Source organism: Aequorivita aurantiaca (assembly GCF_030410135.1).
GTDB classification, from domain to species: Bacteria; Bacteroidota; Bacteroidia; order Flavobacteriales; family Flavobacteriaceae; genus Aequorivita; species Aequorivita aurantiaca.
The window spans coordinates 488,480-511,807 of sequence record NZ_JAUGQQ010000002.1 but is presented as its reverse complement, the minus strand read 5'-3'; the positions used below and the strand labels follow the sequence as shown (position 1 = coordinate 511,807).

Genomic DNA, 23,328 nt, shown 5'->3' with positions numbered 1-23,328 from the left:
TTTAAAACTCATAAACAGTAACACCACATCTAAGTTTTGGTTCAATATATGTGCTTTTTGGGGGCATTTTCAAACCTTCATCAGCAATTTTTTTAATTTCATCTGTGGTTACTGGCAGTAAGCCGAAACCTACCGCAAAGGTTCCCGAATCTACAGCGGTCTTCACATAAGCCAGATCTCTTTTTCCGTGGGAATATTCTATTCGTTGATCATTTCGAAGATCTTCGATACCCAAAAGCGGTTTTAGAACAGTAACATATAAAATATGTGTGTCCAAGGCGTCCAATGCGTTATTTATTTTATATTTTGTTTTACGAAGCGATAATGAATAGAATTCGCCATCCAGATACATGCTGAAATCATGCAATTTTGAAGGTTTGAAATATTCCATTCCTCTGTTCTCGATTCGGAAATGTTCATCCAATTTAATGAGAAATTCTTGTTTTCCCATTCCATTGAGATCAGTGACCAATCGGTTAAATTCATAAATTTTCAAATCACTTTCCGGAATCAAGAAGCTCATAAAATAGTTATAGGCTTCCTTCCCAGTATGATTTGGATTTTCTTGCCTTAGGTCCTTTGCCAACAAATATGAAGATGCCGAACGGTGGTGCCCATCGGCAATATAAAGCGCCGGCATTTGAGAATATATATTTTGAATTTTCTCCAAAATTACCTCATCGTCCACATTCCAAACGTAGTGGGTGTCGCGATAGGTTGTGGTAAATTCATATTCTGGGCGGCTCTGCATTATCGCGATAATAATTTTTTCCAGTTCTAGATTGTCGGGATAGGTTAGTAGCACCGATTCCGCATTGAAACCCACTGTTTTCAGATATTCCTTGAAAAGCAATTCCCGAAACTCCAATGTATCCTCGTGTTTTTTGATAACGTCATCCTCATAATCCTGCACACTCGCGGCACCAACTATGCCTACAAATTCCAGTCCATCACGGTTAACAATTTTATAGACGAAGAAGGATGGTTTTCGTTCTTCAATAAATATACCATCCTCTTTAAATTCCTGATATCGATTTTTCACCAGTCCGTAGCGTTCCTGTCCCGAAATTTCTTTTTGATATTTGTAGCCTGGATTCACAATGTGCAAAAACGAAAATGGATTGTCTCGTAAGCGTGACTCTACTTGGGCGGCAGTGTAGCTGTCATATGAGCGCGCTGCAAGCAGGCTCACTTTGTCGCGGGTGGGTCTTACAGCTTTAAAGGGGATTATTTGGGCCATTTGTTTCGAGTTCAGTAGCAGTTTCTTTGATGATCAAATTTTTTATTTCGAAAACATTTTGGCTACATCTTCCGCTTTTCGATTTTGGCTGTAATCGTAAAAACCTTCGCCGCTCTTTGAGCCTAATTTTCCCGCCATCACCATATTTACTAAAAGAGGGCAAGGGGCATATTTTGGATTTTTGAAACCGTCATACATCACGTTTAAAATGGAGAGGCAAACATCCAATCCAATAAAATCTGCCAAAGCCAATGGGCCCATCGGGTGGGCCATACCCAACATCATTACGGTGTCAATTTCCTTTACACCTGCCACCCCGTTATAAAGGGTTTCTATTGCTTCGTTTATCATAGGCATTAAAATTCTATTTGCCACGAAGCCGGGATAATCGTTCACTTCAACAGGAACTTTATTCAGTTTTTTCGAAATTTCTTCAACGTTTTTAAAGGTTGCCTGGCTAGTGCTGTAACCTCTTATGATTTCAACCAATTTCATAATGGGCACAGGATTCATAAAATGCATTCCTATAACCATTTCTGGCCTTGAGGTAACGGCGGCTATTTGGGTGATGGAAATTGAGGACGTATTGCTCGCAAGTATGGTTTGCTCTGGGCAAAATTTATCTAAATCACGAAAAATCTTCAGCTTTAAATCTACGTTTTCGGTTGCGGCCTCCACAACCAAATTTGCTTTTTTTACGCCTTCTTCTAAATTTGTGAATGTTTCAATATTTGAAAGGGTCCGGTTTTTCTCTTCTTCTGAAATACTTTCTTTTGCAACCATTCTCTCCAAATTTTTGTTGATGGTAGCAATCCCGTTGTCCAAAGATGTTTGTGAAACGTCTATCAGTTGTACGTTATACCCAAATTGTGCAAAAGTGTGTGCTATTCCGTTGCCCATTGTTCCTGCGCCTATTACTGCAATATTCTTCATCTATAATTATTTTTTTCGATATTATTTTTTTTTGGTTGCGGCTTTAAATTTTTTTGAAATTTTCGATAATCAACATTGCCACCCGGAGTGCTTCCGTTCCTTGCCGTAAAGAAACTTCTGGAGTTCTATCTGCTTTAATGGCTTCGTAAAAACTTTCGAGCTCGTCAAGAATTGCGTTGTTGGCTTCTATTTTTGGATTTTCAAAATAAATCTGTTTTTTAATGCCCTCTGCATTTGTCAAAACCATTGCAAAATCATCCGTTTCCTTCGGTGCGTCCTTCATTTTTACTACCTCGCAATTCTTCTCAAGAAAATCCACTGAAATATATGCATCACGCTGAAAGAATCGCGCCTTTCGCATCTTTTTTAGGGAAATACGGCTGGCCGTTAAATTGGCCACACATCCATTTTCAAATTCAATTCGGGCGTTTGCAATATCGGGGGTTTCGCTTATAACCGAGACGCCGCTGGCGCTAACATTCTTTACTGTACTGTCTACCACACTCAGTATAGCATCAATATCATGGATCATTAAATCCAAAACCACTGAAACGTCGGTTCCCCGCGGATTGAATTCCGCTAACCTGTGTGTCTCAATAAACATTGGGTTGTGAATTTTGTTCTTAATTGCTTGAAACGCAGGATTAAAACGTTCCACTTGGCCAACTTGTCCACGAACTCTCATCTGTTTTGCCAAATCGCGAATCCGTTCAGCTTGGGCAACGGTTTGGGCAATAGGTTTTTCAATAAAAAGATGTTTGCCGGCATTTATAACTTTCTCCGCACATTCATAATGAGTGCTGGTGGGAGTAACCACAACCACCATATCACTAGCATCAATAAGGCTTTCCATTGACGAAAAACTTTTATAGCCGAACTCATTTTCTAGTTTTTGCGAAACATCCGTATTGGCATCATAGAACCCCACGAGATCATATTTTGTGGATTGTTGCAATAATTTTAAATGTATTTTTCCTAAGTGGCCAGCACCCAGAACTCCCGCTTTCAGCATTGACGTGTGTTTTTCACAAATGTAAGGCTTTTGAGGGAATTTTCGATTTTAGCGGGACAGATTGCAATACACCAATCTGCCCAACAACTGCGAAATTTATTATGTTTTGTGGTCATAATAGAAGTGTATAAATTTAAGGCTTTTCCATTTTTAAAACATTGGCATTTATTTTTATCACCTGTTTTGATGCCAATAACTTTGGAATTTGCTCCGCCAAATTTGGTGCGTTCTATTGTAAAATGGTTACTTTGTAGTATTATATATCAATGCTCATCAATTAATTTTATAAAGAAGTGAAAGATACATTTACCCATCAAGGAATGCGAAAGAAATTGGTTGAAACCCTAAAAAAGAAAGGGATTGCAGATAAAATAGTTTTGCAGGCCATTGGAAGAATTCCGCGTCATCTTTTTATGGATTCCGGTTTTGTGGAACATGCTTACGTGGATAAGGCTTTCCCGATTGCCGCAGACCAAACAATTTCCCAGCCCTATACAGTGGCACGTCAAACGGAACTTTTGCAGGTTAATAAAGGCGATAAAATATTGGAGATAGGCACGGGCAGTGGGTATCAGGCTGCAGTACTCTTAGAAATTGGAGCCACCCTGTTTACAATAGAAAGACAGAATGAGCTTTTTAAAAAAGCAAAACTATTTCTTCCAAAATTGGGATATAAACCGAAACGGATGATTTTTGGTGATGGTTATTTAGGTCTTGAAGAAGAAGCGCCCTTTGATGGAATAATTGTTACTGCCGGAGCACCTTTTGTTCCAAACCCATTATTGGCCCAATTAAAAGTTGGCGGAAGATTGGTAATTCCGGTAGGCGAAAATGTTCAAATTATGACCGTTTATTTACGGCAATCGGACACAGAATTTGAGAAAGAAGAATATGGCGAATTCCGATTTGTGCCATTATTAGAAGACAAAAATTAAATGTTTAGATAATACACTACATTGTTTTGGTTATCAACGTCTTTAATACCTTCTCTTGGAATAAATCCATGTCGCTTCAAGAGATTTTTTGAAGGAAGATTCCTATAATCAGTATAAGCTTCAATGGTTTCAAATTTTTTATTTTGGAAGCCAAAATTTAGAACTGCCGCCAGCGCCTCGCTCATAATTCCTTTGCCCTGAAATTCTGGATCGAGATCATAACCTACTTCTGTTTTTTTCCTATCCTCTGAGTAATTCCATAGACAAATGGAACCTATCAATATATTTGACGCCTTGGTTGTTATTCCCCAAGTTATTCCTTGATCGGCTGATATATTATCGGTAATCAATTTAATATGTGCCAATGCCGTTGCAGGTGTCTGCGAAACCCTTTTTATATAGGTATTGACTAGTTTATCGGAACGGAGAAAAAACACTCGGTCCACATCGGTCGGTAATATTTGGCGAAGAATTAACCGCTCAGTTTTTAATATTGGAAATGACGTTGTCATTTTATAGTGTTTTAGTTATTTTTTAAAAAATCAATCAATTGTTCAATGGATTCGTTCGCGGCCTTTTCATCGTATTTTAGCAGGTAGTTTTTTTTGCTAATAAATGGGATATAGCGAAAATATTTTCCCTTTTTCAAGCTTTCCACATCGTAGCCATGATAGGCATCGTCATAAACGTGAATGGTCGCATTTTCTGCCACTAAATATTTAAGGATGTCATCTAATTTTACAATTTTATCTTTTCCTCCAGTCATTATAAGTGTTGGAACTTTTGGTTCAAATTGTATTTCGTAACCATTTGCAGGATAGAATAGTGCGATGGATTTTATTCTTAAGAATTCAATTTGCGAAGCATTATTTGCAAGGGGGATTAATCCCAACCCTGCCCGTGACCAACCAACGATACTTCCTTTTGCAGAATCGTCAATTTTCCCGGTTTTTTTCGCCCATTTCAATGCCTGCTCCAGCGTCCACAGAATTTGTGCAGGTTCTTCTTCGTCTATATTTCTTTTGGAAGCTTTATAGGCGGCTACATTGTCAACCAGCAATACGGAAATACCTTCGGCGTTCAATTTTTCCGCCATATCAAAATAATGGGTGGTGTCCTTAAAAATCCTTAAACCTCCAGTGCCCGGTAGAAAAACTGCCCATTTTTCGGGATCATATTCCTTTGCTTTTTTGAAGTGGAAAAAATCCGTCATAGAAGCATCCTTTGGCACTTTTTGCATCGGGATGCAACTCGTTATGAGCGAAAGGACGAGCAGTGATTTTAAAATATTTTTCATGGTAATATTAATTACAGACCCAAAAGATCTAAAAACTTTAGCCCAAAAATAAAAGCTCCATAACCGCCGCCATTATAAAAGGAACGAACATAATCAACCCGCAGCAATCTAAATTTTCCGAAGCCCAGATTATCGATACCTACTGAAAATTCGGAATATGGTTTTCTTGCTTCTGTCCCCAAAAAGTGCGCGCCAGCAACTAAGTTGAGATTTAATTGGTTAATCCCGGGGATTTTCCCTAAAATCCATCCGCGGAAATCATGCTCCACGTGCCCTTCAAAATAACTTTTGTGGGTGCTGAAATCGTAATACGGCATCAAATTAAAAACATTGGTATAGTTGGGAGAAGTACCCACACGTGTTTGGTTTCCGTTGAAATGTTTGTAATCTACAAATGAAATTCCATCGCCATTCAGGAATGTACCGCCTTTTAAGTTATAATTGAATTGGCCTTTATTTCCGAGGGAAAGCGATTGATTCACGCTGGCTTCAAATTGAGTATAATCATAATGACTTTCCGTTACCGCGGCCCCATTTTCGGCTGAAATAATAAGCTCTGGATATTTATTATTGCCAATATTGAATTTCATGTCGGGGTTTGAAAAATATTTTTGCGCGAAATTTATCCGTGCGATAATCTTGCTTTTCAGAATATTATGTTCCGCTATTGCCGCATTTTCAAAATCGTTTGGAGCCAAAGGATTATTGCTTGTATAGCTCACGTCATCAAATGGAATGGTAACGTAATCGGTAGTGTTGAAAAGGGGACTTCGGTTTTCATAGGCAACCGTGGCGTAGAGATGAAACCCATTCAAAATTTCCTGACTGAAACCGATTCGCGCAAAATTTAGCTCATATAACTTCATATAATTTCGTTCAAAGAAAAGGGTGGCAACAGTATTTATAATTGGCGAAATGGGTTCAACATCATTGAATTGGGCAACAATGCTTCCTCCGGAAAGTGAGAGCCGTAATTTGTCAGTCCAGTTAAAATTCCGAAGAATGTTGGCCGTAAATCGAAGCCTGTCTTCCGCAATACCGTATTCTGCCCGAACGGCTGCCGAAAGCGTATTGGTCTGGTTATCGTCATACCACCTATTAAAAGTAAGTCCGGCCATGCTGTTCCAGCCTTGAACAGTGTTAAAATTTATTTTCGGCAAAGGGCCTTCATAGCCAATGGACCATTTTTCAAAGGAATTTTTATAAGTGTAACCTGCCAACAAACTCAAAATTCCTGGCTTATTTGATTTTGAATCAATAGAATCCAAATAGGGTTTGGAGCGCCTTAACGTTTGAATGCTATCCTTTTTTATATAATCTCTCAACTCCTCATCCGTCAATGGAACCGGACGACTGCCTTTCCAAAATATGCTATCCTTTTTGTTGGCTTCGGGCTTAAAGGAAAGCACTTCATTGGTGAAAGATTTTTTGGTGAATTGCGGCTTGAAATTATAATTGCTATAAACGGCGATAAACCGGCCGTCGCCCTTCATTCCCAATAGCCCGAAACCGAAATCTACCGTTTGTGAAATTTTCACCCAAAAATTATGCGTGCTATCGTATTTATAATTTTGTTTCACCATCAAATTGCTTACAAATGGCACCTGAATGGCGGCCCCGGTAGTTGAAAGTTCTACGCCGTAAAGCTGCCAATCGTCCTCAACAATATATACATAACCCTGCCAAATTCTATCGTTGGGTCGTTTCGGAATAACCTTAATTTTGTTGATGAGTTTGCTCCCCTCGTAAAATACGCCGTCCAATTTATATTTATAATAACTAAAGGCATTATTGGCAATGGGGGAAACCAAGGCTGCGTTCAGTTCAATGGTATTTTCATAAAATGAAATATTGGCGCTCTGCGCACTGTTAAAACTGAAGCCGTTATCATTCCCGCTCACTTTGCTGGCTATAATTTTTTCGGTAAACTTATCGGGTTTTTGAAATGCTATTTCTGAAATGGTTTCTGAAAGGTAAATGATGCCAGTCCGTGTGGAATCTAGCATCCCGTCAAAATCTCCAACTTCTTGGCCCATAATTTTTTCGGGAACGTCCTTCACTTGCCAGAGTCCGCGGGAATAAAAATCTGCTGTATATTCGCTCAGTTTTTCAAGATTTTCCTTTCGCTGTGCAATGGTATTTCGGATTATGCGATAGGCGGGATCTTCCGTGGTGTTCAACACTACTTCTTCCAAACTAGTGGTTTCTTCTTCAAGGGAAATATTCAAAATATAGGGCAAGGCGGAAGGAGTAACAGTTTTGTTCATGGTTTTGTAACCCAAAAACTGAAACGTAATCTTGTATTCTTTTTTCTCTGAAATATTCAAGGAATAATTGCCATCATCATTGGTTGTGGTGCCAATATAGCTGTTTTGAAGATAGATGTTTACGTAGGGAAGGGGCTGGCCTTTGGTATCGGTTACCTTTCCGATGATTTGCGCGGAAAGGGTTGCTGAAAAAAGTATTGAATAGAGAAAAATGATTATTCGCATGGAGTATTTGTCCGGGGTCGAGCGCAGTCGAAACCTTTATTTTTTGCTATAGAAAAAATCCGCTCGACTGCGCTCGAGGGAACAATAGACTTACGCAAATTACTAATAAAAGGATTTCGGGTTTGTTAAAAAAGCGTTATTGCTTTAAGTGCTTTTACTTCTGCCATTGAAACTTACGCACGGAAGCGTAAATTAATTATTGAACGCTTTTTTGATTCGGCTCAGCTGCTTTTTAGAATCCCGCTCTTTTATCACTTGGCGCTTATCATATTCTTTCTTGCCTCGGCTCAGCGCAATTTCTAACTTGGCCAAACCTTTATCATTGGTGAAAAGCAGTAAGGGAATAATGGTGAAACCACTATTCTTAACCTCCTTTTCCAGTTTTTTTAATTCGCTACGGTTCAAGAGCAGTTTTCGCTCGCTTTTTGGGGCGTGGCTAAAGTTGGATGCGTGGCTGTATTCCTGCACGGTCATATTGATAACGAAAAGTTCTCCATTGCTAAACTCGCAGAAACTTTCGGCAATGGAGGCCTTTCCCTCACGAATAGCTTTAATTTCGGTACCCCGCAGGACAATGCCAGCCGTGAATGTGTCAAGTATTTCATATTCAAACCGAGCTTTACGGTTTTTTATTTTTACGTTTTTCTGAATTGCCATAAGTGCAAAGGTAATAAGTATTCAGTATTCAGTACCCAGTTTCTTGTTGTTCATCTTTACAAATTGAGTGCGCTAAGGGGCTTCTACTTTTGTGGTTGTAACCTGTTTGTTGTTTCCGTTAATGGTAACCTTAAATAGGGTGGAGTTGTCGGCATCATCCATATCTGTGAATTTTTCCTCTCCAATAAGTTGGTTCACCAATTTTGGAGTTGTATTACTGTGACCCGCAATGATTACTGTTTTGCCATTGGTTTGCTTCAGAAAATCTTCTGAATAAATTGTATTTGGGTTATACCTTCTGGGGGATATCTGCTTTTGCTGTGCGATGAGCGATATCGTTTGTTTGGTACGGACATATTGGGTTATGTATATTTCGTCAATATTTAAAGGTTCAAAGTAGGCAGCCCAACGTTTCGCACGTAGCATTCCCTCTATGTTCAATGATGGGTCAGGATCGGCTGGGTTTGTGCGCACTTTTTCCGCATGGCGCAATAAATAGAAGGTGGCACTATATTCCTTGGGATAATGCGGCAGTTGCTCAACGACAGGGTTTTTTTCTTCTTTTTCTTGGTGCTTACCACAAAACGTGAGTAGTGGAAACAAGGTCAATACTAATAGTAAATTTTTCATAAGGATTTAAGATAACAGTATTTAGGACTTATTGGCAAATTTATAACTTAAGTGGGGTATTCTTTAATATTTCGTTATTATAAATATGAAGGTGTGTGTTGTAATTTTATAAAACGAAAAAGAACATTAATTAACTTAAAACAAAAAGCTATGAACGAAGATCAATTTAAAGGTAAATGGAACCAAGTAAAAGGTAAATTTAAGCAGAAGTATGCAGATCTTACCGATGATGATTTAACATATGCCGAGGGAAAATCGGATGAACTGCTTGGTCGCCTTCAGGAAAAAACAGGTGAATCAAAAGAAAGATTAAAAGATCAGATTGACAAGTGGTAGTTTTTGCTAAACTTTAATTACCGCTTTATTTGAAGCCGGACCCATCAAAATTTCAATATTGAAATTTTGATGGGTCTTTTTTTTATTAAAAAGCCAATGAATTTTGAAAATTTTTGTGATAAAGGCATAACTTAGCGCTATACGAACCTTAAATGATAATCTTATGAAAAAAATTACTTTATTTCTTTTGCTATGTACCTTCATTGGAAAGGCACAAGTTACAACATACAATGTGGGCGATGTTGTGGATGATTTCACCGTAACCGATACGGATGGCAACGTGTATAACCTTTATACACTCACTGCTCAGGGAAAATACGTATGGCTGGATTTCTTTTTTGTAGATTGTGTGCCGTGTCAAGGCTCTGCACCTATATTCAATGAGTTTCATGATAAATACGGCTGTAATGCGGGGGATGTTTTCGCCCTTTCCATAAATAATGGAAATGATAATAACGCACGCGTTAGGCAATATCATATAGACCACGGCGGTCCCTTTAACCACGCACCCGCAATAAGCAATGAAGGCGGTGGTCCTGCAGTTGATGCAAATTTCGGGGTAAATGCCTATCCAACATTCTGCTTAATTGGCCCTGGGAATGTATTGCTAAATAAGGACATTTGGCCTTTAAGTGGAGTAGAAACGTTCGAAAACTCATTTCCACAAGGATTTGAACCAGAAGTTATGGAATGTATAACTGTAGGTATAGATGAGGCCCATGCTTTTAATTTTAGCATCTATCCAACGGTATCAAAAGGAAACGTGAGCATAAAACTACCAGGCATTTTAAAGTCCTCCGTAGTGATTTTCAACACGCTTGGCCAACAAGTTTTTACAAATAATTATTCTGAAGAGAATATTAGTTTAAAACTTCATCTTTCACCCGGTATTTATATGGTGAAAGTTGTGGCTGACAATAACTCTTTGACTAAAAGAATAATTATAGAATAAACTTTCCAATTGTAATAAAAACCAAAACCTCAGTCAATTTATAAATGCTGAGGTTTTTTATTAATTCATGTCTCTATTTAGAAGTGAAATAGCGTAATGCTTCCGATAATTTTATCATTTAGAGAAATATTATAAAAGTAATTTATTACTTTCAGACTTATTAAACAAAATTTTCTTGGTTCCTAAACACCAATGAATCATTAAAACTGTCGAGCAGAATAATGCTCTCAGTGGTTACCTTTCCGGCCAAAATTTCCTTGCTCAATTCATTTAGAACTTCACGTTGAACCACTCTTTTTACAGGTCGCGCACCGTATTGTGGGTCATAGCCTTTTTGGGCTAGGTAAGCAATGGCCTCGGGTGTTGCATCCAAAACGATGTTCTGTTTCAATAACATTTTGGATACGCCCTTCAGTTGCAGTTCCACTATTCTATTAATGTCCTGTTTTGAAAGTGGGGTGAACATGATAATGTCATCAATACGATTTAAAAATTCTGGGCGTACGGTTTGTTTAAGCAATGCAAGAACCTCTATTTTGGCACCTTCCATTGCCGTTTCGGGGTCCTTAACAGTTTCAAATCGCTCCTGAATTATATCACTACCCATATTACTGGTCATAATAATTATGGTGTTTTTAAAATCGGCAAGACGCCCTTTGTTGTCCGTTAAACGCCCCTCATCCAGCACTTGCAAAAGAATGTTGAAGGTATCCGGGTGCGCTTTTTCAATTTCATCCAACAGAACCACACTATATGGTTTTCTGCGAACCGCTTCCGTTAATTGTCCGCCCTCCTCATAACCCACATATCCTGGAGGCGCGCCCACTAAACGACTCACACTGTGCCGTTCCTGATATTCACTCATATCTATTCGCGTCATTGCATTTTCATCATCAAAAAGATATTCGGCAAGGGCTTTAGCAAGCTCTGTTTTACCTACGCCCGTGGTTCCAAGGAATAGAAAGCTTCCTATCGGTTTCTTCTCGTCCTGCAGTCCCGCCCGGCTTCGGCGAATGGCATCACTAACCGCTTGTATTGCCTCAAATTGGCCCACCACACGTTTGTGAAGTTGATCCTCCAGCGTCAAAAGTTTTTCCCGGTCGCTTTGAAGCATTTTAGTTAGGGGAATTCCTGTCCATTTTGCAACTACTTCGGCAATGTCCTCTCGGGTAACTTCTTCTTTAATCATGGAGGAGCCTTCTTGATTTTCCGCCAGGTGGGTTTCCAGTTTGCTTAGGGCCGCCTGGGCGTCTTTAATTTTGCCATAACGCAGCTCAGCCACGCGACCAAAGTCGCCTTCGCGCTCAGCGCGTTCGGCTTCCAGTTTAAACTCCTCTATCTGGGTTTTTAGGTTTTGAACATTGTCCACCACTTCTTTTTCGCTTTGCCATTTTGCGTTAAGCTCGTTTCTTTCTTCTTTCAAATTAGCCAAATCTGCATAAAGGGATTTTAATTTCGTTTCATCCTTTTCACGTTTTATTGCCTCTATTTCAATTTCAAGCTGCATTATTTTTCTGTCCAGAACATCCAATTCCTCAGGTTTGGAATTTATTTCCATACGCAGTTTTGAAGCAGCTTCATCCATTAAATCAATGGCTTTGTCGGGAAGAAATCGGTTGGTAATGTATCTTTCGGAAAGTTCCACGGCTGCAATGATTGCTTCATCTTTAATTCGGACTTTGTGGTGGGTTTCATACTTCTCTTTAATACCCCGAAGGATGGAAATAGCGCTTTCCGTATCCGGCTCATCAACCATTACTTTTTGAAACCGGCGCTCCAAGGCTTTGTCCTTTTCAAAATACTTTTGATATTCATCTAAAGTTGTTGCGCCAATTGCACGAAGTTCACCGCGCGCAAGTGCGGGTTTCAGAATGTTAGCCGCATCCATAGCACCTTGTCCGCCGCCGGCACCAACTAGAGTATGGATTTCATCAATAAAAAGCACAATATCGCCCTCACTGGAAGTTACTTCTTTGATAACCGATTTTAGACGCTCTTCAAATTCGCCTTTGTATTTAGCGCCGGCAATGAGGGCGCCCATATCTAGTGAAAAAATTTCTTTGGTCCTTAAATTTTCAGGTACATCGCCATCAACAATTCTGTGCGCCAAGCCTTCTGCGATCGCCGTTTTTCCGGTCCCGGGTTCGCCTACAAGCATTGGGTTGTTTTTCGTCCTTCGGGAAAGAATTTGGAGTATTCTTCTAATTTCCTCATCACGGCCAATTACAGGGTCCAATTTGCCATCGCGGGCAAGTTGATTTAAATTATTTGCATATTTGTTTAAGGAATTATATGTTTCTTCGGCATTTTGGGAGGTAACTTTTTCGCCTCCACGAAGTTCATCAATAGCCGCCCTCATCCCATTTTCTGTTACGCCTTGGTCTTTGAGACTTTGGGCAATGCTGCTTTTGGAGATTAGAATAGCCAGTAATAAATGTTCGATTGAAACAAATTCATCTCCCATTTTTTTTGCTATGTTACTTGCCTCAATAACGGTTTTATTAGCGTCCCTGGATAGCATTATATCACCACCGGAAACCTTTGGAAAGCTTTCCAATTGCCTGTCCAAAATTTGTTTTAGGGTAACGAGATTAACGTTCAGTTTTTTTAGGATGAAAGGAGTTACATTTTCATCAACCTCAAAAATAGCTTTGAGGATATGTTCATTTTCAATCTGTTGGTGGCCATGTGCTTGTGCAATTTGTTGCGCTTGCTGTATGGCTTCCTGGCTTTTTATAGTAAAATTATTAAAGTTCATATGCTAAAATTTTCGAGTTTCAGAATTCTTTATTTTCTAGTTAATTAGATTTCAAAATTGAAGCCATTTTAAAAGTAGGACAAAATGTCCGCCGAAACCCTTGCTTTAACAGTCATTGTGACGGGATTAACAAACAAATTTTTATAATTTCATTTAGAAACATCCGCAATTATAAAATGTAGCTTTGTAAAAAAGAAAAAACAATGGGATTACGCGATCTTTTTAAAACACAACGGGACATTGCAAATGAAGAAATAATTGAAGTTCCGTGGCATGTGCTCAGTCAATTGGAGCAATTGGATGAAATTGTGGAACAGTCCAAAACGAAACCGGTTGCTATCTTTAAACATTCAACACGCTGCGGGACAAGTAGAGGAGTGATGAAACTTTTCGAAAAGAATTATTCTTTAACGGACGAGCAAATGAAACTTTATTATTTGGATCTTCTGGAAAATCGAGCCATTTCAAACGAAATTGCCTCTCGTTTCAAAGTGCAGCACGAGAGTCCGCAAATGATTGTGATAAGAAATGGGGTAGTGGTGCATCACGATTCACACCATGCTATTGAGGCTTCACATTTAAAAAAATTCCTCTAAAATTTTAAAGGGAATTGTTTCGCAGAATTTCCTTAAATCTTTCCTTCAATAAGTTCCCCGCATCGAATATAATTTGTTCATTGTTAGGAAAGGGAATAAAATAATTGTTCAGCAACCTCAAATCTTCACCATTTAGGGCGCGTTCATCGCCTCTATATCGAGCAAAGACATTTTCAAAAATAAATTCCGAAGAAATTGGAAAACTGTTCAATTGCCTATGGGTGTTTACGTCTTTATACACAACTGTGCCCGCGATATGGGCACTTTTTTGTTGGGTAGTAACAGTAATGATCGCTGAAACATCTATAAATTTTTCAACTTTAATTGGATTTCCCAAAGTATCGCGCACAATGTTTCCATTACGGTCTCTCCTATAATCATAGCCGTCCTTAAGCCGCTGCTTTCTGGAATACTGTGAATCTGAAATGCGTTCGGGAGAAATCTGTATGCGCTGAAAATTTAGATCGATTCCCAAATCATATTGGATTCCAGCCTCATGTTTTGCGTGATATTCCGTCCAAAATTCGTCCAATCCATAGGTGTTGAAGTTTAGCAAATCCTGCTCCAGGCGAAAGGGAATAAACTGTCCGGTATGATTGTTTATATTTACAAAAACGAAATTGGTACCGTAAAAACGGGCGTCATCCCTCATTTGGTTAACATCACGGTAATTTGGCTGCACTTCATCTAGTTCACATAAAATATTAAAAGCGCTTCTATAATCCTGTTTTGTATTGCGCTGCATATAAATAGAGGCCTCTTGATAAAGTGACTTCACATAAGCATCCTTCGCGCCAATTAAATCTTGGGAATAGTCAGAAAAAACAAAATTGGCGTTTCTGCCCATTTCATTGCTGTAAAGAGGAAGTAAAGGGCGGATTAAATCTTGGCGCGCCTGCAAATCCAAATAAGTATAATAAATTTCTTTGGCCCCGGCCATATTATTTTCTTTTTCAAGAAAACCAATTCTGCGAATGTCTTCGTCCTTGGCTTTTAAATAAGCTTCTTCCAATAGTTTGATATGGGCATCATATTCCTTTGCGCCTTTATCCTTCTGCAATTTTTTGGCGGCAAGTTCAATTGCTTCGTCATAATTGCCTTGCAGGACAAACTTTTGGGTGCGTTTTACGCTATTGCAGGATAGGCTAAAAAGAATTGCTATGAGGTACAGATAAATATTTTTCATACCGAAATTGATTTGGTTATTGGAACCTAAAATACAATTGTAGTGCCAATGTGTTTTCTTCACCCAATTGTAAAATTAAACTCCAAAAATATTGATAAGATTGGCACTTAAAAAAAAATCCTGCAAGGTTTTTGAAACCGAGCAGGAATTAATATTTGAAGATTAAAATTTTCACATATTTATCGCGGGAAGCAGTTTGGTTCTACATTCGCCAAAACCTATTCGCACATTTTCATTTTTGCAGAATCCTTTTAAAATAACTGTGTCATTGTCATTAATGAATTTTCGCTCGGTTCCGTCCGAAAGCTTTATTGGTTTTTCGCCACGCCATGTTAGTTCCAACATGGAACCATAGGAATCTTGCGATGGGCCGGAAATTGTGCCACTGCCCATCATATCGCCACTATTTACGTTGCAACCATTAATGGTATGATGCGCCAATTGCTGGGCCATATTCCAGTACATATATTTAAAGTTTGAATTGGAAATTTTATTTTCCTCGCCATTTTCCGGACAAATGTAAACTTCTAAATTGATGTCATAACTTTTCTTTCCTTTATACTGAAGGTAGGGCAATTGTTCCATTATGGGTTTGGGACCTTCCACTTTAAAAGGTTGAAGCGCATCCAAAGTTACGATCCAAGGTGAAATTGATGAGGCAAAGTTTTTAGCCAGAAAGGGACCGAGCGGCACATATTCCCACTTTTGAATATCGCGTGCACTCCAATCATTGAACAGCACCAGGCCGAAAATATATTCTTCGGCTTCATTAACGGGAATTGGCTCTCCCAAAACATTTGCATCAGTGGTAATGAAAGCCATCTCAAGTTCAAAATCAACTAATTTTGATGGACCAAAAATCGGTTCCGTGGCCCCCTCCGGAAGGGTCTGCCCCCAAGGGCGGCGAGCATTTATGCCGCTGGGAATTATTGAGGAACTGCGCCCATGATAGCCTACGGGAATGTGAAGCCAGTTTGGCATTAAAGCATTATCCTTCCCGCGAAACATGGTGCCCACATTTGTTGCGTGCTCTTTGCTTGAGTAAAAATCGGTATAATCGCCCACCTGCACCGGAAGCTGCATTTCTACTTCATCCAGCGTAAATAGAATATGTTTTCGGTGTTCATTATTGTCGCGAAGTTTTGGATTTTCATTGTCAAAAATATCTGCGATCCTGTTTCTAACCAGTCGCCAAGTTTTTCTGCCATCGCTTATAAAATCGTTTAAAGTGTCTTGAAGAAAAATATCATCGGTCAACTCAATTCCTGAGAAATAGCCTAACTGATGCAGGGCGCCAAGGTCGATGGCGTAATCGCCAATTCGGGTTCCAATTGTTATAATATCATCTCGTGTCAAAAACACGCCAAAAGGAATGTTCTGTATAGGAAAATCAGTATCTGGCGGAGTTTCGAGCCATGTTTTTCGTTTGGGATCGTTGGCAGTTATTGGCATGTCAAAAAATTATTTTGTAGTTGTAAATAAAACTAAGTAAAAAAAATTCAAAATATTAGAAATCAAAGAATTAATTCTAGCTTACATTGTGTCGGTAACACCTACTGTGTTAGTAAAATTCTCTGCCAAATATATATATTTCATGATAGTTCCCGAATGGAATTACTATTTTTGGATTTAATTAACTTTCGTAAGAGTTTATGCCTTTCGATTTAAGGTTTGGAAGCTATAACTCTTATAGATTTTAAACATTAAAAACAAAAACATTATATGCAACGCGACGAACAAATTTTTGAATTAATAGAAGCCGAAAAACAACGCCAACTAAACGGACTGGAGCTAATTGCGTCAGAGAATTTTGTAAGCGAACAGGTTATGGAAGCAGCAGGTTCTGTTTTAACCAATAAATATGCGGAAGGTTATCCAGGCAAGCGCTATTACGGCGGCTGCGAAGTGGTGGACGAAGTGGAACAAATTGCCATTGACCGCGCAAAAGCGCTTTTTGGGGCGGAATATGCAAACGTGCAACCCCACAGTGGTTCGCAGGCAAATACGGCTGTGTTTGCTGCCTGTTTAAATCCCGGTGACAAATATTTGGGATTCGATCTTTCCCACGGTGGGCATTTAACCCACGGGTCGCCGGTGAATTTTTCTGGGCGACTCTATAATCCGGTTTTTTACGGCGTGGATAGGGAAACCGGAAGAATTGATTACGATGAAGTAGAAAAGATTGCATTAAAGGAAAAGCCCAAAATGATCATTGCTGGCGCTTCCGCATATTCTAGGGAAATAGATTACAAACGTTTCCGCGCAATAGCCGATAAAATTGGCGCGCTTCTCTTCGCAGATATTGCACACCCAGCCGGATTGATAGCAAAGGGAATTATTGGCGATCCGCTTCCGCATTGCCATGTTGTTACCACAACTACCCATAAAACCCTTCGCGGGCCGCGTGGCGGAATGATTTTGATGGGTAAGGATTTTGATAATCCCTTTGGCCATAAACTGAAAAATGGAAACTTAAAGAAAATGAGCAGCCTATTGGACAGCGCCATTTTTCCCGGAAATCAAGGCGGACCGTTGGAGCATATCATCGCCGCAAAAGCAATTTCCTTCGGGGAGGCGCTGACGGACGAATTTCTTCATTATATGGTGCAGGTGAAAAAAAACGCTGCAGTAATGGCGCAGAAATTTGTGGAAAAAGGTTACGATATAATTTCCGGCGGTACCGATAACCATATGATGCTGATTGACCTTCGCAACAAAAATATTTCCGGAAAGGAAGCAGAGGAAGCTTTGGGCAAAGCAGATATTACTGTGAATAAAAATATGGTTCCGTTTGATGATAAGTCGCCTTTCGTTACCAGCGGTATCCGAATTGGCACGGCAGCAGTAACCACGCGAGGTTTGGTGGAAAATGATATGGAAAAAATTGTTGATTTGATTGATGAGGTTATAACAAATTTTCAAGATGAAACAAAACTTGAAAGCGTTGCCGAAACCGTGAACCAAATGATGTCCGGCCTGCCTTTATTCAAAAATTGAGATGATTGAAACCGAACGACTTATATTAAGGGAGTACACGCTTAGCGATGCTCCCTTTATTTATAAATTGATGAACAGCGATGGCTGGCTCAAAAATATTGGTGATAGAAATATTAATACCATCGGGGATGCGGAAGCATATATGCAGAAAAATTATTTGAGCAGTTATGAAAAATATGGTTTCGGACCTTTTCTGGTTTCATTGAAAAAAACCGGCGAACCTCTTGGTTCCTCCGGACTTTATAAACGGGCCAATCTTGATCATCCCGATGTTGGATTTGCTTTTTTACCGGAAGCCGCCAACAAAGGATATGCGTTTGAATCGGCGCAGGCTGTGATGAATTATGCTGCCGAAACGCTAAAAATCGAAAAGATTGTGGGCATTACCCTGCCGGAGAATATTCCATCAATAAAATTGCTGAAAAAACTCGGGCTTGCTGAAGTGGGAAAATATCAATATGAAGATGGCGAAGAGTTACTACTTTTTTCAAACTAATTCCTGTTAAATTTTTTTGTGATGAAAAATCCAATTTTATTGTTGCACGGGGCTTTGGGAAGCAGGGAACAGTTTCTGCCATTGCAAGAAATTCTTTCTTCCCATAGAAAAGTATTTACAATGGATTTTGAAGGCCATGGAAAATTGGAAAGTGAAAATATTTTCTCCATTGAACTATTTACCCAAAACATTTCAGATTTTTTAACCGAAAACGGGATTTCAAAAATTGATATTTTCGGTTATAGTATGGGTGGTTATGTGGCTTTAAATTTCGCGCGGAAGCAACCAAATCTGGTCGATAAAATTATAACCTTGGGAACAAAATTTGAATGGACACCTGCTTTTGCGGAAAAAGAAATGCAGATGCTTAATCCAGCAAAAATAGAAGAAAAAGTTCCGTCCTTCGCGGCCAGATTAAAACAACTTCACGGCGAACAAAATTGGAAAAGGTTAGTCGCAAATACTGCCGAAATGATGCAACATTTGGGAAGGGATACAACCTTAAAATTGGATGATTTAGCCGAAATAAAAAATCGGGTCTTAATCTGTCTCGGAGAACTGGATGTAATGTCTACCGAAATCGAATCGATAACTGTTGCGAACGCTTTGCCCAACGGAAAATTTCATAAAATTGAAAACTTGAAGCATCCCATTGAAAGTGCTCCGGTTGACAAAATAGCTTCCATTATCAACAATTTTTTAATCGAAAAAAACTAAAATAAATGATTACCGAACAGGACAAACATTTTATAAGTCGAGCCATTGAACTTTCAGCAAAAGGAATGGACGCAAACGCCGGTGGGCCTTTTGGAGCAGTAATTGTAAAAAATGGCGAAATAGTGGCGGAAGGTTTTAATGAAGTAACTTCAAGTAATGACCCAACGGCGCACGCTGAGGTTGTCGCCATCCGAAAGGCTTGCGAAAAACTGAACACTTTTCAACTTGCTGATTGTATAATTTACACTTCCTGCGAGCCTTGCCCAATGTGTTTGGGCGCAATTTACTGGGCGCGCCCGAAGGCGGTGTACTATGCCTGCACAAAGGAAGATGCAGCGGAAATTGGTTTTGATGACCATTTTATTTATGATGAAATTGAAAAAAATATTGAAAACCGAAATATTAAATTTATAAATCTGAATAGGGAGGAAGGTAAAGGCGTTTTCCATAAATGGGAAGCAAAGGAGGGAAGAGTTGATTACTAATTTTGGAAATTTGAGAATTCAGAAAACATTGGTTGTTATGGCATCAGTGGGAATCTTCTCCATATTGTTTGCTTGTCAAAACAAAAGGTCCGAATTGCCAAAACTGAATGGTTTTTGGAAGCTTGAGAGTATGAAAGTTCGCGACACTACTACAAATACGTGGCGTGACTATAAAGGCGGAATGGATGGCTATTTGCTTTATGAAGAAACTGGTCACGTCGCACTTCACCTTTATGAAAAAGGGTTTGAAACAGCGGGAATTCAGTTCCTGAATTTCAACGATTCCATTCCTTTAGATGCCTTGAAACATATTACGAAATCTTATTACTATATAGGTACATACAAAGTTTCGGAAGCAGATAGTATAGTTTCGCATTTCAAAATTTCCCACTCAAACCCATCAGAATTTGGACTAACTGCCGATAGAAGATTTTATATCAATGGCGATACTTTGATTATGCAACCTGTGGAACGAAAAAACGCCAACTTTAAACTGAAATGGTTAAAAACAAAGTGATTCTTTTAAAAATTCAAAATAAAAAACCCGTCATATGGGACGGGTTGTCTATGAATGTTTTTGGAAACTTAAAATTCTATACTCTCGTATACCCCGGCATCTCTAGGATTGCTTCTATCCACGCCGTTCAAATCTTTTAAGGGAAGTACGCCCGGTTTTCCTATGCCGTCGGCACCAGAGGCTCCCGTTTCAATATTAAAATTATTCATTTCAGTGGCTTTAAAAACCGGATCCAAATTAAACTTGGTTGCAGGATATAATGCCGGATTTGAAAAATCATACAATGGATTGTTGCTAAATTCACCCGTTGGGTCTTCAAAATGGATTAAAGAGTTTTCAAACTTGAAGTTGAAGGCACTACGAGTATCTTGGTAAAGCGAAAGCTCTCGGCGTTCATTGCCGTAAATAATACAGTTTATAAAATCAGCCTTAATTAAATCTGCAATAAAAAGATCAGTTTCAGTTTTAAAGGTATTGTCAACTGAAACAGAAGGGAAAGAGCGAAAACTTCCGGTCCAATAATTGGCAAAAGTACAGTGCCTAAATTCATAATTACCACCCAATTGTATGGCTAATGACGATTGACCACTATTATTGATAACCATATTTTCTCCGATAATTAAGCTATTTCGCGCCAACAAACCAATGTTTGCATTGTTGTAAATCTGAACGTTTGAAAGAATCACAGGGCTATTATCAACCAAAAGACCGACTGTGCTGTTTTTTATTGTTGTATGCTTAAATTCATTGTTGACACTTCCTTCCGTTAGCCAAATAGTAAGCCATTGGCCAGGCACTTTGGCGAAACCGGGTTCCAATCTATCGCCTTCAAAAATAATTTCGTTTTCCAGGGCCTCTGGGTCCGAACTAGGGGCGCCAATAGATTGAATTGACCCGCCCTGGGCCACAATAATTCCAGCACCATTATGAAAATGCACGCGGGCACCCGCCTCCACGGAAAGTGTTTTATTGCCGGGAACAGCCGCATAACCATAAATAACATAAGGTTTTTCGTTTGTAAAAGTCAGTTCTGAATCTTCCAGAAAGAAGCCTCTAACCTCCACTGTGTCAACACCTGTTCCCAATGTGAGGGTTTCATAGGTTCCATCAGCATATTTTTCCGGGAAAAGGAATACAGCATCTTTTATCAGCGTTACCAATTCTACTTTTTGTTGGTTGCCACCGGTGTCAAACAATAATTGGTCAGTATAAAGAAATTCCTTTGGATTTTCGGGAAGATTATTAACGTTAAAGGTGGTTTCAATAAAAATGAAAATACTGTCCTTGGCAAGAATCTGGACGTTTTCGAAAATTTTGCCCGGCATCCCATCCACGTTCAGCCGATAGTTGGAAGCTTCACCCTCTGCCAAGCGAACCATGGGAATGTTTATATCCTCATCACTTCTGTTGTAAACTTTCAAATTATAGGTGCTGGAGCCGATGTTTGAAAAAACGGTGTCTAAATAAACAGTGTCCTTTGAAAATTCTAAACTTCCAGTGCTGGGCACCGTTTCAAAGTCATTGCGGCACGAACTCCACATTACAAGGCAACACACAATGCCCAATCCGTATAAATACCTCATTCAAGTATAATTTTGGTAAAAATATAACTTTTTGTGAAGGTTATTATTGTGAACTGGGAAATAAAGTGTCGAAGTTTTGAAAGGTAGATTGAAGATTTGAAAAGGAATTATTTTAAAACTATCTCAATTTTAAAAAGTTTGTCCCAATTTTTTCCGGTAATATAAAGAATGTTCGGTTCGCCATTATAGGCAATCCCATTCAGAACGTCCAGTCCCGGGTGTTGGGTAACCTTATCTTTAAGGTCCGTTAAGTCTATCACACCTTCAACCGCACCATTTGAGGGATCAATAATGGCAATGGAGCCTTGTTGATATACGTTGGCATATATTTTTCCTTCCACCCATTCCAGCTCATTCACACTGTTAATTTTGCTGGTATTTGTGAAAATTTCAATGTAATCCTTTTCGGCAAGGGTGTTGGAGCTCAAAGTCCAAATTCTATCTGTGCCGTCACTTTTATAAATATTGTTTTCGGCGTCGTGGCACAAACCCCACCCTTCCTTACTTTTTCCGTAAACGAAGGTTCCGGTCTGCTCCATGGTGTTCAGATTGTATATAAATCCAGTGTTCTCACGCCAAGTAAGTTGATAGATTTTGTTGTTTAAAATAGTGAGTCCTTCTCCAAAATACTGATCTGCAAGTTTCAGCATTTTTAGTACTTCGCCCGTTTTGTAGTCGGTTTTTCGAAGGGTGGATTCTTTATATTGGCCCGTGCTTTCATATAAAGTATCATTTTCGAATTCCAGCCCTTGTGTATAAGCTTTTATATCGTGCGGATAGGTTTCCAGAATTTTATATGTGTACAATTTTGGTTTTATGGAGGATAAAATAGTAATTTTCTGTGTGGCTTCATATGTTTCGCCTTCACTGTAAATTGTGGCTTTTAAAATTTTTTCACCCAGTTTTTTCCCGGCAAGGGAAACGGTATTGTTTGACACGTCAATTCTTTCTTCATTTAAAAAATAAACAATGGAATCTGTTTCAATATTCTTTTTATTATTTAGAACGATGTTAAGCACATCCTCGGTTGTGTAAGTTTTATTTGTGTTCTTTATTTCAAGCGAAAAAGCGTCTTTTTTTTCTTCAGATTTATTTCCGCAACTGCCCATCAAAAGCAGTAAAAGGGTAGGTGCTAAAAGATTATAAAATTTCATACCTCAAATTATTTTTTCGCAAGATATTTATTAAAATTGAATTGTGAAAACCCTTGCAAAAACTTCAAAAAGCCCTATATTTGCAACGGCAAGTCCTACACAACCAGCTCCTGTTGAATCCCCCAGGGCGGGAACGCAGCAAGGGTATACGGTCGTAGCGGTGTGATGTAGGTAGCTTGCCATTTTTTGTGGAATAAACTTTCCTTTTTTTGTATCAAGAGTTACCACAGTCACGCTCCTGAAACCACAAAAATCTTTAATTGTCTTCTTTTTTAGATCTTGCATCTCACGTCTTTTTCGAAAAACTATTTGGAAAACACGCCACAGTAACGCACCTTTGCCATTCAACAATCCT

Annotated in this window: 22 protein-coding genes and 1 other RNA gene; 10 read left to right on the top strand and 13 right to left on the bottom strand. The window is 39.0% G+C overall.

The genetic code is table 11. The features are described from left to right. Position 1: 1 nt before the first annotated feature. From QRD02_RS05710 to QRD02_RS05700, 3 genes are read right to left on the bottom strand one after another with little or no spacing between them, the layout of a single operon-like run. On the bottom strand, positions 2-1,240 hold the full coding sequence (locus QRD02_RS05710) for a DUF1015 domain-containing protein (protein ID WP_290253957.1): 1,239 nt from the start codon (positions 1,238-1,240) through the stop codon (positions 2-4). Between the two features lie 42 nt (positions 1,241-1,282). After that, on the bottom strand, positions 1,283-2,173 hold the full coding sequence (locus QRD02_RS05705) for a 3-hydroxybutyryl-CoA dehydrogenase (protein ID WP_290253956.1): 891 nt from the start codon (positions 2,171-2,173) through the stop codon (positions 1,283-1,285). A 43-nt stretch (positions 2,174-2,216) separates the two neighbouring features. Continuing rightward, a complete protein-coding gene (locus QRD02_RS05700; protein WP_290253955.1) occupies positions 2,217-3,185 on the bottom strand; it encodes a Gfo/Idh/MocA family protein in 969 nt (322 codons plus the stop codon). Positions 3,186-3,478: 293 nt separating this feature from the next. Here QRD02_RS05700 and QRD02_RS05695 point away from each other — a divergent pair, with 293 nt between their 5' ends. Next, entirely contained in the window at positions 3,479-4,120 is a 642-nt protein-coding gene (locus QRD02_RS05695) for a protein-L-isoaspartate(D-aspartate) O-methyltransferase (protein WP_290253954.1), read from the top strand. Here QRD02_RS05695 and QRD02_RS05690 read toward each other — a convergent pair. From QRD02_RS05690 to QRD02_RS05670, 5 genes are all read right to left on the bottom strand, one after another. Further along, positions 4,117-4,632, bottom strand: coding sequence for a GNAT family N-acetyltransferase (locus tag QRD02_RS05690; protein ID WP_290253953.1), 516 nt, complete (start codon positions 4,630-4,632; stop codon positions 4,117-4,119). The genes QRD02_RS05695 and QRD02_RS05690 overlap by 4 nt on opposite strands. Positions 4,633-4,643: 11 nt before the next feature. Next, on the bottom strand, positions 4,644-5,417 hold the full coding sequence (locus QRD02_RS05685; RefSeq protein ID WP_290253952.1) for a dienelactone hydrolase family protein: 774 nt from the start codon (positions 5,415-5,417) through the stop codon (positions 4,644-4,646). A gap of 11 nt (positions 5,418-5,428) precedes the next feature. Further along, on the bottom strand, positions 5,429-7,909 hold the full coding sequence (locus tag QRD02_RS05680) for a DUF5686 and carboxypeptidase regulatory-like domain-containing protein (protein WP_290253951.1): 2,481 nt from the start codon (positions 7,907-7,909) through the stop codon (positions 5,429-5,431). A gap of 192 nt (positions 7,910-8,101) precedes the next feature. Then, the gene (gene smpB, locus QRD02_RS05675) at positions 8,102-8,566 is read right to left on the bottom strand and encodes an SsrA-binding protein SmpB (RefSeq protein ID WP_290253950.1); all 465 of its coding nucleotides are present in this window, start codon (positions 8,564-8,566) and stop codon (positions 8,102-8,104) included. 72 nt (positions 8,567-8,638) lie between these two features. Next, a complete protein-coding gene (locus tag QRD02_RS05670) occupies positions 8,639-9,196 on the bottom strand; it encodes a SixA phosphatase family protein (protein WP_290253949.1) in 558 nt (185 codons plus the stop codon). Positions 9,197-9,346: 150 nt separating this feature from the next. On the opposite strand from QRD02_RS05670, the gene QRD02_RS05665 reads away from it, so the two are divergent. Together QRD02_RS05665 and QRD02_RS05660 are read left to right on the top strand one after the other, a co-directional pair. Then, positions 9,347-9,532: a CsbD family protein gene (locus tag QRD02_RS05665; protein ID WP_290253948.1), complete on the top strand. Its 186-nt coding sequence runs from the start codon at positions 9,347-9,349 to the stop codon at positions 9,530-9,532. A 163-nt stretch (positions 9,533-9,695) separates the two neighbouring features. Beyond that, a complete protein-coding gene (locus QRD02_RS05660) occupies positions 9,696-10,484 on the top strand; it encodes a T9SS type A sorting domain-containing protein (RefSeq protein WP_290253947.1) in 789 nt (262 codons plus the stop codon). Between the two features lie 160 nt (positions 10,485-10,644). Here the strand turns inward: QRD02_RS05660 and clpB are convergent, their stop codons facing one another. After that, entirely contained in the window at positions 10,645-13,242 is a 2,598-nt protein-coding gene (gene clpB / locus QRD02_RS05655) for an ATP-dependent chaperone ClpB (protein ID WP_290253946.1), read from the bottom strand. 203 nt (positions 13,243-13,445) lie between these two features. Between clpB and ytxJ the strand changes: the two genes are divergently transcribed. After that, positions 13,446-13,838, top strand: coding sequence for a bacillithiol system redox-active protein YtxJ (gene ytxJ / locus QRD02_RS05650; protein WP_290253945.1), 393 nt, complete (start codon positions 13,446-13,448; stop codon positions 13,836-13,838). 4 nt (positions 13,839-13,842) lie between these two features. Here ytxJ and QRD02_RS05645 read toward each other — a convergent pair whose 3' ends face one another. Together QRD02_RS05645 and fahA are read right to left on the bottom strand one after the other, a co-directional pair. Next, positions 13,843-15,024: a hypothetical protein gene (locus tag QRD02_RS05645; protein ID WP_290253944.1), complete on the bottom strand. Its 1,182-nt coding sequence runs from the start codon at positions 15,022-15,024 to the stop codon at positions 13,843-13,845. 171 nt (positions 15,025-15,195) lie between these two features. Beyond that, on the bottom strand, positions 15,196-16,476 hold the full coding sequence (gene fahA / locus QRD02_RS05640; RefSeq protein ID WP_290253943.1) for a fumarylacetoacetase: 1,281 nt from the start codon (positions 16,474-16,476) through the stop codon (positions 15,196-15,198). A 270-nt stretch (positions 16,477-16,746) separates the two neighbouring features. Between fahA and glyA the strand changes: the two genes are divergently transcribed. The 5 genes from glyA to QRD02_RS05615 are packed head-to-tail and all read left to right on the top strand — an operon-like array spanning position 16,747 to position 20,236. Then, entirely contained in the window at positions 16,747-18,021 is a 1,275-nt protein-coding gene (gene glyA / locus QRD02_RS05635) for a serine hydroxymethyltransferase (RefSeq protein WP_290253942.1), read from the top strand. Position 18,022: 1 nt separating this feature from the next. Next, positions 18,023-18,517 (top strand): GNAT family N-acetyltransferase, encoded by a 495-nt coding sequence (locus tag QRD02_RS05630; RefSeq protein ID WP_290253941.1) that lies wholly within the window; start codon positions 18,023-18,025, stop codon positions 18,515-18,517. 21 nt (positions 18,518-18,538) lie between these two features. Continuing rightward, complete coding sequence (locus QRD02_RS05625) at positions 18,539-19,234, top strand: alpha/beta fold hydrolase (RefSeq protein WP_290253940.1); 696 nt, start codon at positions 18,539-18,541, stop codon at positions 19,232-19,234. A gap of 5 nt (positions 19,235-19,239) precedes the next feature. After that, positions 19,240-19,719: a nucleoside deaminase gene (locus tag QRD02_RS05620; protein ID WP_290253939.1), complete on the top strand. Its 480-nt coding sequence runs from the start codon at positions 19,240-19,242 to the stop codon at positions 19,717-19,719. Between the two features lie 37 nt (positions 19,720-19,756). Then, positions 19,757-20,236: a lipocalin-like domain-containing protein gene (locus QRD02_RS05615; RefSeq protein WP_290253938.1), complete on the top strand. Its 480-nt coding sequence runs from the start codon at positions 19,757-19,759 to the stop codon at positions 20,234-20,236. A gap of 68 nt (positions 20,237-20,304) precedes the next feature. Here the strand turns inward: QRD02_RS05615 and QRD02_RS05610 are convergent, their stop codons facing one another. Both QRD02_RS05610 and QRD02_RS05605 read right to left on the bottom strand, forming a co-directional pair. Next, entirely contained in the window at positions 20,305-21,819 is a 1,515-nt protein-coding gene (locus QRD02_RS05610; RefSeq protein ID WP_290253937.1) for a right-handed parallel beta-helix repeat-containing protein, read from the bottom strand. A gap of 107 nt (positions 21,820-21,926) precedes the next feature. Next, positions 21,927-22,973, bottom strand: a complete 1,047-nt coding sequence (locus QRD02_RS05605) for a glutaminyl-peptide cyclotransferase (protein WP_290253936.1) — start codon at positions 22,971-22,973, stop codon at positions 21,927-21,929. Positions 22,974-23,059: 86 nt separating this feature from the next. Between QRD02_RS05605 and ffs the strand changes: the two genes are divergently transcribed. Beyond that, an RNA gene (ffs, locus tag QRD02_RS05600) (signal recognition particle sRNA small type) lies at positions 23,060-23,158 on the top strand. The last annotated feature ends 170 nt before the right edge of the window (positions 23,159-23,328 follow it).